General features: G+C 70.5%; 11 protein-coding genes. 10 read left to right on the top strand and 1 reads right to left on the bottom strand.

Annotation, left to right across the window (positions count from 1 at the left end):
* Positions 1–19: 19 nt before the first annotated feature.
* The 6 genes from AOZ53_RS16550 (at position 20) to AOZ53_RS16575 (ending at position 4469) form a co-directional block, all read left to right on the top strand.
* The gene (locus AOZ53_RS16550; protein ID WP_054428448.1) at positions 20–556 is read left to right on the top strand and encodes a MarR family winged helix-turn-helix transcriptional regulator; all 537 of its coding nucleotides are present in this window, start codon (positions 20–22) and stop codon (positions 554–556) included.
* Positions 557–645: 89 nt separating this feature from the next.
* Entirely contained in the window at positions 646–1380 is a 735-nt protein-coding gene (locus AOZ53_RS16555; protein ID WP_054479527.1) for an enoyl-CoA hydratase/isomerase family protein, read from the top strand.
* Positions 1377–2573: a CaiB/BaiF CoA transferase family protein gene (locus AOZ53_RS16560; protein WP_054488534.1), complete on the top strand. Its 1197-nt coding sequence runs from the start codon at positions 1377–1379 to the stop codon at positions 2571–2573. The genes AOZ53_RS16555 and AOZ53_RS16560 overlap by 4 nt, the downstream gene beginning before the upstream one ends.
* A 78-nt stretch (positions 2574–2651) precedes the next feature.
* Positions 2652–3623 (top strand): Bug family tripartite tricarboxylate transporter substrate binding protein, encoded by a 972-nt coding sequence (locus tag AOZ53_RS16565; protein WP_054428445.1) that lies wholly within the window; start codon positions 2652–2654, stop codon positions 3621–3623.
* Between the two features lie 151 nt (positions 3624–3774).
* Positions 3775–4029, top strand: coding sequence for a type II toxin-antitoxin system prevent-host-death family antitoxin (locus tag AOZ53_RS16570; RefSeq protein WP_054428444.1), 255 nt, complete (start codon positions 3775–3777; stop codon positions 4027–4029).
* The gene (locus tag AOZ53_RS16575; RefSeq protein WP_054488535.1) at positions 4026–4469 is read left to right on the top strand and encodes a type II toxin-antitoxin system VapC family toxin; all 444 of its coding nucleotides are present in this window, start codon (positions 4026–4028) and stop codon (positions 4467–4469) included. The genes AOZ53_RS16570 and AOZ53_RS16575 overlap by 4 nt, the downstream gene beginning before the upstream one ends.
* Here AOZ53_RS16575 and AOZ53_RS16580 read toward each other — a convergent pair.
* Positions 4441–5394, bottom strand: a complete 954-nt coding sequence (locus tag AOZ53_RS16580) for an NAD(P)H-dependent flavin oxidoreductase (RefSeq protein WP_054488537.1) — start codon at positions 5392–5394, stop codon at positions 4441–4443. The genes AOZ53_RS16575 and AOZ53_RS16580 overlap by 29 nt on opposite strands.
* 236 nt (positions 5395–5630) lie before the next feature.
* Here AOZ53_RS16580 and AOZ53_RS16585 point away from each other — a divergent pair, with 236 nt between their 5' ends.
* The 4 genes from AOZ53_RS16585 to AOZ53_RS16595 all read left to right on the top strand — a co-directional run bounded on the left by AOZ53_RS16585 (position 5631) and on the right by AOZ53_RS16595 (position 13324).
* Positions 5631–6842 (top strand): MFS transporter, encoded by a 1212-nt coding sequence (locus AOZ53_RS16585; RefSeq protein ID WP_082385654.1) that lies wholly within the window; start codon positions 5631–5633, stop codon positions 6840–6842.
* 11 nt (positions 6843–6853) lie between these two features.
* Complete coding sequence (locus tag AOZ53_RS34725) at positions 6854–7015, top strand: hypothetical protein (protein ID WP_180180048.1); 162 nt, start codon at positions 6854–6856, stop codon at positions 7013–7015.
* A gap of 84 nt (positions 7016–7099) precedes the next feature.
* Positions 7100–9763 carry a PD-(D/E)XK nuclease family protein gene (locus tag AOZ53_RS16590; RefSeq protein ID WP_054488541.1) on the top strand — a complete coding sequence of 888 codons (2664 nt, stop codon included), beginning with the start codon at positions 7100–7102 and terminating at the stop codon, positions 9761–9763.
* A gap of 3 nt (positions 9764–9766) precedes the next feature.
* A complete protein-coding gene (locus tag AOZ53_RS16595; RefSeq protein WP_054488543.1) occupies positions 9767–13324 on the top strand; it encodes a UvrD-helicase domain-containing protein in 3558 nt (1185 codons plus the stop codon).
* Positions 13325–13489 lie beyond the last annotated feature (165 nt).

Genomic DNA, 13489 nt, shown 5'->3' on the forward strand with positions numbered 1-13489 from the left:
CGCATCTGAAGAGTCCCTCATGGCCACCCGAACCGCATCCAAGTCCGCCGCCTCCGCGCGTCCCGAACCCCGGGCGTTGAAGGAACTGTTCTCGTACCGCCTGAACCGGCTGGCCTACGTGTCCAGCCGCATCGCCGCCGGCCTGAACGAAAGCCGCTACGGCGTCGGGCCGCGCGAATGGCGCATCATCGCGCTGCTGGGCGCGGCGCCGGACATGTCGTTGAACGCGGTGGCGCGCGAGGCCAACATCGACAAGAGCCAGGCCAGCCGCACCGTGTCGGAACTGATCGAGCGCGGCCTGATCCAGCGCAACGCCGACAGCCAGGACGGCCGCGGCGTCAGCCTGGACCTGACGCGCACCGGCCGGGCCCTGTACGACGAGATCTTCCCGGCCGCGGTCGAGCGCAACGAAGACATGCTGTCGGTGCTGTCGGACGCCGAGCGCGAGGCCATGGAACGCATGCTGGACAAGCTGACGGCGCACGCGCTGGAGATGCTGAATGAATGCAAGGCGGAGGTGCCGGCGCGTCGCGGCCGCGGCGTGCAGCCGCGCTGAACGCGCGGGGCGCGCCCGCGCTTTTTTTTACCCTTATTGTTGATTTAATCAATCACTTTGATTGTCGCCATTGGAAGAGGATATCCGTGATGTCGGAACTGATCATTGAAGACCTGGGCGCGGTGCGGCTGCTGCGCCTGAACCGTCCGGAAAAGCACAACGCGCTGAACACCGCGTTGACCACGGCGCTGCTGGACGCGCTGCGCCAGGCCGATCGCGACGACGCGGTGCGCGCGGTGGTGCTGACGGGCAATGGCAAGTCGTTCTGCGCGGGCGCCGACACCGGCGAGTTCTCGGCCCTGACGCCGGAACAGCCGGACGCGGTGTTGCGCCGCGCCGACCTGACGACCGACCTGCACCTGGTGTTCTCGCGCATGGTCAAGCCGGTGATCGGCGCGGTCCATGGCAATGCGCTCGGCGGCGGCGCCGGCCTGGCGCTGGCCTGCGACCTGACGGTGATGGCCGAGGACGTGCGCTTCGGCTATCCGGAACTGCGCCACGGCATCGTGGCCGCGGTGGTCATGGCCAACCTGGTGCGCCAGGTCGGCCGCAAGCATGCCTTCGAGCTGGTGGCGATGGCTGAACCGATCGATGGCGCGCGTGCGTTGCAGCTGGGCATCGCCAATCGCGTCGCGCCCGCCGCGCAGGTGCTGGACCAGGCGCTGGCGATGGCGCAGCGCCTGGCCGGCTGGGAGCCGGCCGCGATGGGGCTGACCAAGCGCGCCTTCCACCGCGCGGCCGACCTCGGGCTGGGCGAGGCGCTGGGCGTGGGCCGCGACGCCAATGTCATCATGCGCGGCTTTCGCCAGGGAGCGGCGCGATGAGACCGCTTGAAGGCGTCACCATCCTGGACCTGTCGCGCGTGCTGGCGTGCCCGTTCGCCTCGATGATCCTGGCCGAGCTGGGCGCCGAGGTCATCAAGGTCGAGCAGCCCGGCGGCGGCGACGAGACGCGCGGCTTCGAACCCAAGGTGCAAGGCGAGAGCGGCACCGAGTCGGCCTACTACCTGGCCTTCAACCGCAGCAAGCAGTCGGTCACGGTGAATTTCCGCCATCCCGAGGGGCAGGCGCTGATCCGGCGATTGGCGCAGACCTGCGACGTGGTGGTCGAGAACTTCCCGGTCGGCACGCTCGCCAAGTATGGCCTGGACCGCGACCACATCGCGCCGGACAACCCCGGCCTGATCTATTTCTCGTGCACCGGGTTCGGCATGACCGGGCCGTACGCGCCGCGCAAGGGCTATGACACCGTGTTCCAGGCCATGGGCGGGATCATGAGCCTGACCGGCGAGCGGGGCGGCGGTCCGGTCAAGCCGGGCCTGCCGGTGAGCGACCTGACCTCGGGCCTGTGGGCCGCCATCGGCATCCTGTCGGCGCTGGTGGGACGGGCGCGCTCGGGGCAGGGCTGCCATATCGACTTCTCCATGCTGGATGGCCAGGTGGGCCTGCTGTCGCTGGCGGCGGCGCGCTATTTCGCGCTGGGCGAAGTGCCGCCGCGGCTGGGCACGGAACATCCCGGCCGGGTGCCGTCCGCCGCGTTCGAGTGCGGCGACGGCCGCTGGGTGCAGATCACCGGCAGCGACCAGCACTGGAAGCCGCTGTGCGAGGCGCTCGAGCTGCCGCAATGGGCCGACGATCCGGAGCTGGCGCGCAACGCCGTGCGCGTGGCGCGCCGCGACGAGGTCATGGCCGGACTGTCGGCGGCCGCCGCGCGGCTGACGCGCGACGAACTGTGCCGCCGCTGCGATGCGCGCGGCGTGCCGGCCGGCCCGATCCTGGATGTCGAGGAGATCCTGCACAACGAGCACGTGCTGGCGCGCGGCATGGTGGCCAGCTACGAGCATCCGTCCATCGGCCGCTTCGGCGCGGTGCCGGTGCCGTTCAAGTTCGACGGTTTCGACGATCCGCGCCTGGAGCGCCCGCCGTTGCTGGGCGAGCACACCGACAGCGTGCTGGCCGGCCGGCTGGGCCTGTCGCCGGCGCAGATCGAGGCTTTACGCGGGCAGGGCGCGATCTAGCCGCCGGGGCGCGACGCCCCGCGGCCATCCCTCGCACAACATCACACACATAAAACACAATATCCCAGGAGACAAACCATGAAGATTCTGAAGCGCCTGCTGTGCGGCGCGGCGGTGGCGGGCGCGCTGTGCGCGTCGGCCGTCGCCGCCGATCCCTATCCCTCGCAGCCGATCACGCTGGTCAACCCGTATGCGGCCGGCGGGCCGGCCGACGTGCTGGGCCGGGCCCTGGCGCGCGAGCTGGAAAAGCAGCTGGGCAAGACCATCATCGTCGAGAACAAGGCCGGCGGCGGCGCGGCCATCGGCGCCAACTTTGTGGCGCGCGCCAAGCCGGACGGCTACACGCTGCTGCTCGGCACGTCGGCCGCCCACGTGGTGACGCCGCTGATGCAGCAGACGCCGTACGACGGCATCAAGGACTTCGCCTTCGTCTCGATCGTCGCCAACCAGCCCAACATGCTGGTGGTGCGGCCCACGCTCAAGGCCGACAGCGTCGAGCAGTTGATCGCCATGGCGCGCAAGGAGCCGGGCCGCATCAACTATGCCTCGGCCGGGCCCGGCAGCTCGCCGCACCTGGGCGCCGAACTGTTCCGCGAACGCGCCGGGGTGGACATCGTCCACATCCCCTACAGCGGCGCGGCGCCCGCCATCAACGACCTGGTGGGCGGGCAGGTGGACATGGCGGTGCTGAACCTGGCCGCCAGCCTGCAGTTCATCCGCAGCGGCCGGCTCAAGGCGCTGGCCTACGCCAACGACCATCGTTCGCCCTTGCTGCCCGACGTGCCGACGCTGGCCGAATCCGGCGTGAAGGGCGCGGAGTCCGCCTCCTGGTACAGCCTGGCCGCGCCCAAGGGCACGCCGCCGGAGATCCTGCAGCGCCTGAACGACGCGGTCGCCAAGGTCAACGCCAATCCGGAATACAGCAAGCTGATGCAGGCGCAGGGCGTGGACCTGTGGAACATGACGCCCCAGGAAGCCACGGCCTTCGTGGAGAAGGACCAGACCGCCATGCGCAAGCTGGTGCAGGCGGCGGGGCTGATGAAGAAATAGGACTATTCCGGCGGCCGGAGTGACGGTTTGCCGCCCTGGTTGCATCCTGGTGAGCGGGACAATTGCCCGGTGGCTTCGGCTGCCGGGATTGTTTTGCCAATTTTAATGTAGTAACGTTACTACGTTATTTACAAGGATCAAGGGATGCGCCATGTCCATCACCACACTGTCCAGCCGGGAACTCAATCAGGACGTGACCCGGGCCAAGAAGGCGGCCCTGCTCGGCCCGGTGTTCATCACGGACCGCGGCAAGCCAACCCATGTCCTGCTCGGCATCGAAGAGTACTGGCGCCTGGTCGGCCAAAAACGAAGTCTCGTCAGCGCGCTGTCGATGCCGGGCCTTGCCGGGATCGATCTCGATGCCCCCCGTTCGCGCGAGCTGCCCCGCCCCGCGGACGTCGAATGATGTTCCTGCTGGATACCAACGTGCTGTCCGAGTTGCGCAAGGCGGGCGACGGCAAGGCGGACGTGAACGTGGTCGCCTGGTTCTCCAACGAGGACGCGGTGAATTTCTACGTCTCGGCGATCACGCTCATGGAGATCGAGATCGGCATCCTGCGCATGGAGCGGCGGGATGCCGGGCAAGGCAGCCGCCTGCGCGCCTGGATGCGCGATCGCGTCCTGCCGGAATTCTCCGACCGGACCTTGCCGCTCGATACGGCGGTGTCATTGCGCTGCGCCAGATTGCATGTGCCGGACCTGCGGCCCGAGCGGGACGCCTTCATTGCCGCGACCGCGCTGGTGCACGGGATGACGCTCGTGACGCGAAACGTGTCTGATTTTTCCGGTTGCGGCGTCAACCTTGTGAATCCCTGGCTCACCCCACCATTAGCGCCGCGCGCCTGAGCGCGTTGCGCGTTTCCGCCACCAGTTGCTCGACCACCGCGCCGGCCGGTTGCAGGCTGTCGATCAATCCCGCGCTCTGGCCGGCCTCGACCTTGCCGCCCTGCACGTCGCCGTCGAAGGCGGCCTGCTTCAGGGAACTGCCGGAGAACATCGTTTCCAGCGTGGCCTCGTCGCCGCCGCGTTCGGCCGCGAGGTAGTCGCGGGCAAATGCGTTGCGCAGCATGCGCACGGGCGAACGGCCGCGGCCCACCAGCGTGGTGTCGGCGACGCCGGCCGCCAGCACCGCATCCTTGTAGGCATCGCACACGCCGGCCTCGGGCGTCAGCAGGAAGCGGGTGCCCAGTTGCGCGCCCGCCGCGCCCAGGCACAGCGCGGCGGCGATGCCGGCGCCGTCGGCGATGCCGCCGGCCGCCACCACTGGCACCGACACGCGCCGCACCACTGAACGCAGCAGGACCTGCAGGCCGATTTCATCGGGGCCGGGATGGCCGCCGGCTTCCAGGCCGACGGCGATCACCGCGTCCACCCCCGCCGCTTCGGCCTTGGCGGCGTGTTCGGGGCTGGCGATCACCTGCAACCATTTGACGCCGGCCTCGCGCGCGCGGCCGATGTGCTTCTGCGGTCCGCCCTGCGACGCGATGATGACCGGCACGCCTTCGGCCAGGGCGATATCCATGTGCTCCTGCGCGCGTTTGTTGTACAGCGGGATGTTGACGGCGTAGGGCGCGTCGGTGCCGGCGCGCACCTCGCGGATGGCGGCCAGCAGCGCCTCGGGGTACATCGGGCCGGCCGCGATCACGCCGAGCCCGCCGGCGCGCGACACCGCCAGCGCCAGCGCCGCGTTCGACGAGGCCCAGCTCATGCCGCCCTGGATGATCGGGTAGCGGGTGCCCAGCAAGCGGGTCAGCGGGGTTTGCAGAGTCATGGCGAATCAGAATGGGGAAAAGCCCATTCTGGAATATATGGTTGATAAAATCAACTATATTCTGAGCGGCGGCCCGGCGGCCCGGCGGCCCGGCGAACGCATCGCGCACGCCATGCGCGATGCGCCGACGCGGGTATTCCCGATTGCGCCAGGTTATTTGTTTATGATGTGCGCGTCTGGCCCAAGGCCCGGCCGTCCCGAGGAGGGGGCGTCTTTCTCCATCAATAAGAAAAATCATGTCGAGCACTACCTCGAGCACTACCGATACGCTTTCCGTGCGCACCATCGTCCTGGGCACCCTGGTGGTGCTGCTGGCCATGGGCGTGCGCGCCACCTTCGGCCTGTTCATGCAGCCGATGGGCCTGGCCCATGGCTGGAGCCGCGAAGTGTTTTCCATGGCCTTCGCGCTGCAGAACCTGGTCTGGGGCGTGGCCTGCATCTTCATGGGCATCCTGGCCGACCGTTATGGCTCCGGCCGCACCATCGCGCTGGGCGCGGTGCTGTACATGCTGGGCATGATCGGCACCCGCTTCGCCACCGACGAAACCACGCTCTACCTGAGCGCCGGCCTGCTGGTCGGCCTGGGCCAGGCCGGCACCACGTTTCCGGTGATCCTGCCGGTGGTGGCGCGCGCCGCGCCGCCGGCCTACCGCAGCACGGCCATGGGCATCGCCAGCGCCGGCGGCTCGCTTGGCCAGTTCGCGGTGGTGCCGACCGGGCAGGCGCTGATCACCGGCCTGGACTGGCCGGGCGCGTTGTGGGTGCTGTCACTGTTCGTCGCTTGCGCGGCGCCGCTGGCCTATTTCCTGCGCGGCCGTCCGCAGGCCCATGGCGGGCCGCAGCAGTCGCTGGCGGCGGCGGTGCGGCAGGCGGTGCGGCATCCGTCGTTCCATTTCCTGTTCTGGAGCTATTTCGTCTGCGGCTTCCACACGGCCTTCATCACGCTGCACCTGCCGGCCTATGTCACCGACGGCGGCCTGACGCCGGGGCAGGGCGCCACCGCGATCGCGCTGATCGGGCTGTTCAACGTGCTGGGCTCGTTCTACGCCGGCAAGCTCGGCGGCCAGTACAGCAAGAAGCGCCTGCTCGCGGTGGTCTACGGCATGCGCGCCTTCGGCATCCTGCTGCTGCTGTGGCTGCCGCTGTCGCCGTGGGTGCTGTATGCGTTCGCCGCCTGGATGGGCTTGTTCTGGCTGGGCACGGTGCCGCTGACGCAGGGGCTGATCGGCCAGATCTATGGCCTGCGTTATGCCGCGACCCTGTCCGGCATCGTTTTCCTGGGCCACCAGGTCGGCAGTTTCATCGGCGTGTGGCTGGGCGGTTATGCCTATGCCAAGACCGGCAACTACGACCTGGTCTGGTGGCTGGGCGTGGCGCTGGCGGTGGCCGCCGCGCTGCTGTGCCTGCCGGTGCGCGAGCAGCCGCTGGCGCAGCCGGCGACCGCGTGAGGCGAACCGCCATGACCGACACGCCTGCCGTCGCTTCCGCCCGCCGCCATCGCGGCTGGCGCCTGGCGGGCTGGGCGGCGTTGGCGCTGGTGTTGGGCCTGGCCTTCTGGGGCTACACCCAGCCCGACATGCAGATCCATTGGGAAAACCTGGCGTCGCTGTGCGGTTTCTAGCCACGCGGGCGGGGCGGGGGCGCGGTATCCTACGGCGGTAATCGTTTCCACACCGCGTTTCCGTACCGCGTTTTGACGCCGCCCATGCAGGACGACCCGCTTTCCTACCCCGACCTGAGCCTGTCCGCCATCGGCGACATGCCTGCCGCCGACATGCTGGTGCTGACGGTCAACAACCGCCTGTCGCGCCGGCTCACGCTCGAGCTGGCCGGGTTGCTGCGCCAGGAGCGCCAGGTCAGCGAACTGCCGCGCATCCTGCCGTTGTCCGCCTGGCTGGCCGAATCCGCCAATGAACTGGCGTTCGAGACCGATGACGACGTGCCGGCCTACCGGCTCGACGGCTTCGCCACCCAGCTGGTCTGGACCGAGGCCATCCGCGCCGAAGAGGCCGAGCGTGTGCTGCTGGACGCGAGCCAGGCCGCGCGCCTGTCGATGGACGCGGACCAGCTCATGGACGAGTGGGCGCTGCGCGTGCCGTCCGGCGCCGACACCGACGAGTACCGCGGTTTCGCGCGCTGGCGCGAACGCTATCGCCAGGTTCTGGCCGCCATCGACGCCGAGGACGCCAACCAGGGCTATGCCCGCGTGCTGCGGGCGCTCGAGGATGGCCGGCTGGCCGTGCCCGGCCATCTGGTGCTGGCCGGCTTCACCGATATGTCGCCGCGCTTCCAGCGGCTGCTGCGGGCGTTCGAGGAACAGGGCTGCCTGATCGCGCAATGGCGCGACACGCAGCGCGCGCCCGCCGAGCCGCGCCGCTACGAGGCGCCGGAGCAGGGCGCCGAGTGGCGCGCGGCGGCCGAGTGGGCCGCCAGTCAGCTGAAGCGTCATCCCGCCGGCCGCTACGCCATCGTCTCGCCCCAGCTCGAAGCCGAATCGCCGTTCGCGCGGCGCATCCTCAGCCAGGCGCTGGCGGGCCACGACGGCGCGCCGGCGTTCGCCTTCAACGTGGCGGTTGGCCGTCCGCTGGATGAATGGCCGATGGCGCGCGCCGCGCTGGCGTGGCTGCGCGCGCTGGCCGAATGCGCGGCGGGCAAGGGCTGTGGCGTCGAGGTGCTGGGCGCCGCGCTGCTGGCGGGCCACTGCGCGGGCGATGTCAGCGAACGCGCCCGCCTGGCCGCCCTGGACGCGCGCTGGCGCCGTCGCGGCCAGATCCACCTGTCCGCGATGGAATGGCGCAAGCAGCTGTCGCAGTTGCCGCCGCTGGCGCAGGCCTGGGACCAGGCCATGGAGATCTGGACGAAGGGGGGCGCGCGCGCCACCAGCGATGTCTGGATGCTGCGCATGAAAGCGGCGCTGACGGCGCTCGGCTTTCCCGGCGAGGGCGTGCTGGACAGCGTCGGCTACCAGGTGCTGGGCGCGTTCGGCGAGGCGCTGGGCGGCTTCTCGGCGCTGGCGCCGGCCGCCGGCAAGCTGGGCGGCGTGGCGGCGGTCAACCTGCTCCAGAGCGTGGCGCGCTCGGCCGCGTTCCAGCCGCAGCGCGACCCGTTGGCGCGGCTCGACGTGCTGGGCCTGCTGGAAGCCGAGGGCGGTTTCTGGGATGGCGTCTGGATGCTGGGGCTGACCGACGATGTGCTGCCGGCCTCGCCCAAGCCGAACCCGCTGCTGCCGCTGGCGGTGCTGCGCCAGGCCAAGGCGCCGCGCGCCACGCCCGAGCGCGAACGCGAGTGGGCCGAGGGCATCTACGCGGCGCTGTGCCGCTGCGCGCCGGAGGTCATCGTCAGCCACGCGCACATGGACGGCGAGCGCGAGCTGCGGCCGTCGCCATTGATTGCCGCCGCTGCCCTGACCGATTGGCGGCCGGCGCTGGCGCCGTCCGTGGCCGCCTTGCCGCAGGAAACGCTGGACGACGCGCAGGGCCCGCCGCTGGCGCCGGACGACCGGGGCGGCGGCGGGTTGGATGTATTGGACACGCAGGCGCGCAATCCCCTGTGGGCGTTCGTGCGCCACCGACTCGGCGGGCGCGAACTCGCGGCCTATGCCGACGCGGCCACGGTGAACGTGCGCGGCCAGTTCCTGCACAAGGCGCTGGAACTGGTGTGGGGCATGCTGCCCGACCAGGAGGCCTTGCACGACACGCTGGCCGGCGGCCGCTTGCCGGCCTTGCTGGAGCAGGCGGTGGCGCAGGCCGCCGAGGAAGAACTGCAGCAGTACGCGCCGGCGCTGAAGCAACTGGAATGCGCCCGCGCGCTGACGGTGCTGGCGTCGTGGCTCGACATGGAAGCCCAGCGGCTGCCGTTCGCGGTGGCGCAGGTCGAGAAGAACCACGAATGGCGCCATGGCGCGCTGCACCTGAAGCTGCGGCTGGACCGCATCGACACGCTGACCGACGGCCGCAACGTCATCGTCGACTACAAGACCGGCGTGGCCGCGGCCAAGCCCGAGCCCGACTGGTCGCGCAGCCGTCCGGTGAACGTGCAGCTGCCGTTCTACGCCTCGGTGCTGGCCGATGCCGCCGGCGGCGAAGTGGCCGGCCTGGTGCTGGCCCAGATCCATGCGCGCCAGGTGGCGGCGCAGGGCCTGGCCGACGAGGACCTGGGCATGGCGGGCGTGACGCTGGCCGCCGAAAGCAAGTACTTCGACGGCCTGTCCTGGCCCGAGATCCGCCAGCGCTGGCGCGCCGCGATCGAGTCGCTGGCCGATGAATACGTGGCAGGCCATGCCGCCAATGTCGCCTACCGCCGCGACGACCTGAAATACTGCGACGCGCTGCCCTTCCTGCGCTTGCACCTGGATGACGAGGACGCCTGAGCCATGGCCGATGTAGAACGCCAGCCCCAGGACCATGCCGCGCGCGCGGCGGCGCTGGATCCCGCGCGCTCTTTTCTGGTGCAGGCGCCCGCCGGCTCCGGCAAGACGGAACTGCTGACCGACCGCATCCTGGCGCTGCTGGCCACCGTCAACCGCCCCGAGGAAATCGTCGCCATCACCTTCACGCGCAAGGCTGCCTCGGAGATGCATGCGCGCGTGCTGAGCAAGCTGCGCCGTGGCCTGGACGCGCCGCCCGAGGCCGCGCACGAACGCCGCAGCTGGGAACTGGCGCGCGCCGCGCTGGCGCGCAACGCCGAACAGGAATGGCACCTGCTGGAGCATCCGGCGCGGCTGGCGATCCGCACCATCGACTCGTTCTGCGCCGGCCTGGTCCGCAGCATGCCGTGGCTGTCCGAACTGGGCGGCATGCCCGAGATCACCGACGACGCCCGCGCCCATTACGAAGCGGCGGCGCGCGCCACGCTCGATCTGGCGGATGACTACGACGCGGTCCGCATCCTGCTGCAGCACATGGACGTGGACGTGCAGGCGGCCAAGGACGCCATCGCCGACATGCTCGGCCAGCGCGATCAATGGCTGCCGCTGCTGCGCCATGGTTCCGACCGCGAGGCGCTGGAGGAAACCCTGGCCGCGGCTATCGGCGACGACCTGGACGCGCTGTGCGAGGCCATGCCCTATGGCTGGGCCGAGGCGCTGTCCGGCCCGGCGCGGCTGGCCGCGGCGCAATTGCAGGACGGCGGCGAGGACGACCGGCTGGCCGCCTTGCTCGACTGGACCGAGGAGCTGCCGGCCGATGCCGAGGTGCTGGACCAGTGGCGCGCCGTCGCGCACCTGCTGCTGACCGGCACCGGTTCGCTGCGCAAGACCGTCACCAAGACCCTGGGTTTTCCGGCCAAGTGCGCGCACAAGGAACCGTTCGTCGCCTGGCTCGAAAGCGCCGACGCCGATGCCCCCTGGGTGCGGCGCCTGGCGGCGGTGCGCGACATTCCGGCGCCGCGCTTGAGCGACGCGCAATGGGAAGTGCTGGGCGCGCAGCTGATGACGCTGGCGCTGGCGGTGGCGCAGTTGCGGCTGCGCTTCGCCGACACCGGCGAGGTCGACTTCATCGAGATCTCGCAGCGCGCCGCCTCGGCGCTGGGCAGCGCCGACGATCCGGGCGAGCTGCTGCTCAAGCTCGACGCGTCCATCCGCCACCTGCTGATCGACGAGTTCCAGGACACCAGCCAGACGCAGCTGGACCTGTTGCGCACGCTGACCTCCGGCTGGCAGGAGGGCGACGGCCGCAGCCTGTTCCTGGTGGGCGATCCGATGCAGTCGATCTACCGTTTCCGCAAGGCGGAAGTGGGGCTGTTCCTCGAAGTCGCGGAAACGGGCGTGGGCGAACTGCAACCGGGTTTCCTCAACCTGACCGACAATTTCCGCTCGCAGGCCGGCATCGTCGACTGGGTCAACCAGTCGTTCGCGCAATTGCTGCCCAAGCGCAGCGACGCGGCCGCGGGCGCCATCAAGTACAGCCCGTCCACCGCCTTTCACGGCGCCTTGCCGGACCCGGCCGTGCGCTTCCATCCCGCCTGGTCGCGCGCCGGCGCCGCGCCGGCCGAGGAACAGGCCGAGGACATTGCCGTCGGCCTGGTGCGGCAGGCGCTGACCGAACACGCGGGTAGCAAGCACCCGGTCGCCATCCTGGTGCGGGCCCGCAGCCACCTGGGTAACCTGACGCGCCGGCTGGCGCAGGAAGGCATCCGCTGCCGCGCGGTGGACCTGGTGCCGCTGGCGCTGCGGCCGGTGGTGGCGGACCTGGTGCAGTTGGTGCGGGCGCTGTCGCATCCGGGCGACCGGCTGGCGTGGCTGTCGGTGCTGCGCGCGCCGTTCTGCGGCCTGACGCTGGAGTCGTTGCAGCGCCTGTTCGGCGCCGACCATGTGACGCCGGTGCCGGTGCTGCTGGAGCGCCTGTTGCGCCCGGCGCCGGTGAAGGCCGTGGCGGCGCCCTTGGCCACCGCGCCCGCGGCGCGCCAGGGATCCTTGTTCGACGACACCGAGAACCCGGCACAAGGGGCCTTGTTCGACGACGCGGCGTCTGAAGCATCGCGCGTTGATCCGGTCTTGACGCCGGTCGCGGCGGGCGAGGGCGAACCCTCGTTCGGCGGCGCGGACGCCCCGCGTTCGGCCGAGGCCCTGCTGCGTCCCGATGAATACGCGCGCCTGCGGCAGGTGGCCGCGATATTGCTGGATACGCGCAACGCCTCGGGCGCCATGCCGTTCGCGGCCTGGGTCGAGACGCTGTGGCGCCGCCTGGGTGGGCCCGCGCTCTACAGCGGCCCGTCGGTCGCCAACGACGCCGAAAGCCTGTTCCAGCTGGTCGAGCGCCTGGCGCCGCACGGCGCCATCGACGCGGCCGCGCTGGACACCGGCATCGCGCGCCTGTTCGCCGCGCCCGACGCCGCCGACGAAGAAGCCGCGGTCGAGATCATGACCATGCACAAGTCCAAGGGCCTGCAGTTCGAGACGGTGATCCTGTATGGCCTGCATCGCGCGCCGCGCGGCGATCAGCCGCCGCTGGTGCGCTTCGAGCAAAGCAGCAATCGTGTGCTGTTCGGCCCGGTCAAGCCGCGCGCCGAAACCGAGGCCGATCCCGTGTCGCGCTATCTGGGCGCGCGCGAGGCCCGCCGCGCCTCCTACGAGATCGACCGCCTGCTGTACGTCGCCGCCACCCGCGCCCGCAAGCGCCTGCACCTGGTCGGCCACGTCAACGTCGACGAGGCCAGCGGCCAGCCCAAGACGCCATCCTCCGCCAGCCTGCTGGGCCGCCTCTGGCCCTGCCTGGCCACGCCCACGCCGCCGGCCGCCGACGGCGACACGGCCGAGCCCGTGGCCGACGCGCCGGAATGGCAGGGCGAACCGCTGCGCCGGCTGCACCGCGACGGCCTGGCGCAACTGGCGCGGCAGGCCGACGTCGCCATCAGCCCCGGCTTCGCCGCCGCCGCGCGCGGCGCCTGGGGCGACAGCGCCGAACATCCCGCCTGGCAACTCGAATCCGGCTACGACGCCGCCATCGGCACCCTGGCCCACGCCTGGCTGGCCCGTATCGGCCAGGACGGCGTCACGACCTGGCCGGCGGACGCCCTGGCCCAACGCCTGCCCGCCATGCGCCGCCAGCTGACCCGCGCCGGCATCCCCGCCAGCCAGGCCGACGCCGCCGCCGAAGCCGTCCTGGACACGCTCCAGTCCACCCTGGCCGACGACCGCGGCCTCTGGCTCCTCTCCCAATCCGGCGCCCGCCGCGAATGGCCCCTCATCGACGCCGCCGGCAAAGTCTCCGTCATCGACCTGGCCCTCAGCACCGAAGACGGCTGGCTCATCGTCGACTACAAAACCGGCCGCCCCCAACCCCACGAATCCCCCGCCGCCTTCGCCCAACGCATGCGCCAACGCCACGGCGACCAACTCCTGCGCTACTGCGCCCAGGTAACCGCCCTGGACGGCCGCAAAGCCCGCGCCGCCCTATATTTCCCCCGAGCCCAAGCCTGGATAGACCTATAAAAAAAGCAAAGCAAGACAAAAAAAGGAAAAAACAGAGCAAGAAAAAAAGCGAAGCAAGGCAAAGCGAAGCGAGCCAACAAGACAAGCGAAGCAACGTCTCCTCCCCCTCCCCCTAGGGGGGAGGGCCGGGGAGGGGGCGCACATACAGCCCCCCGGGGCCCCCCC

This window comes from Achromobacter sp. 2789STDY5608621, from assembly GCF_001299375.1.
GTDB classification, from domain to species: Bacteria; Pseudomonadota; Gammaproteobacteria; order Burkholderiales; family Burkholderiaceae_B; genus Achromobacter; species Achromobacter insuavis.

Excerpts from the sequence above, each read along its gene's own strand:
- AOZ53_RS16580 (WP_054488537.1), bottom strand. The coding sequence starts at position 5,394 with ATGACTCTGCAAACCCCGCTGACCCGCTTGCTGGGCACCCGCTACCCG.
- AOZ53_RS16555 (WP_054479527.1), top strand. The coding sequence starts at position 646 with ATGTCGGAACTGATCATTGAAGACCTGGGCGCGGTGCGGCTGCTGCGC.
- AOZ53_RS16550 (WP_054428448.1), top strand. The coding sequence starts at position 20 with ATGGCCACCCGAACCGCATCCAAGTCCGCCGCCTCCGCGCGTCCCGAA.
- AOZ53_RS16560 (WP_054488534.1), top strand. The coding sequence starts at position 1,377 with ATGAGACCGCTTGAAGGCGTCACCATCCTGGACCTGTCGCGCGTGCTG.
- AOZ53_RS16595 (WP_054488543.1), top strand. The coding sequence starts at position 9,767 with ATGGCCGATGTAGAACGCCAGCCCCAGGACCATGCCGCGCGCGCGGCG.
- AOZ53_RS34725 (WP_180180048.1), top strand. The coding sequence starts at position 6,854 with ATGACCGACACGCCTGCCGTCGCTTCCGCCCGCCGCCATCGCGGCTGG.
- AOZ53_RS16565 (WP_054428445.1), top strand. The coding sequence starts at position 2,652 with ATGAAGATTCTGAAGCGCCTGCTGTGCGGCGCGGCGGTGGCGGGCGCG.
- AOZ53_RS16590 (WP_054488541.1), top strand. The coding sequence starts at position 7,100 with ATGCAGGACGACCCGCTTTCCTACCCCGACCTGAGCCTGTCCGCCATC.
- AOZ53_RS16570 (WP_054428444.1), top strand. The coding sequence starts at position 3,775 with ATGTCCATCACCACACTGTCCAGCCGGGAACTCAATCAGGACGTGACC.
- AOZ53_RS16575 (WP_054488535.1), top strand. The coding sequence starts at position 4,026 with ATGATGTTCCTGCTGGATACCAACGTGCTGTCCGAGTTGCGCAAGGCG.
- AOZ53_RS16585 (WP_082385654.1), top strand. The coding sequence starts at position 5,631 with ATGTCGAGCACTACCTCGAGCACTACCGATACGCTTTCCGTGCGCACC.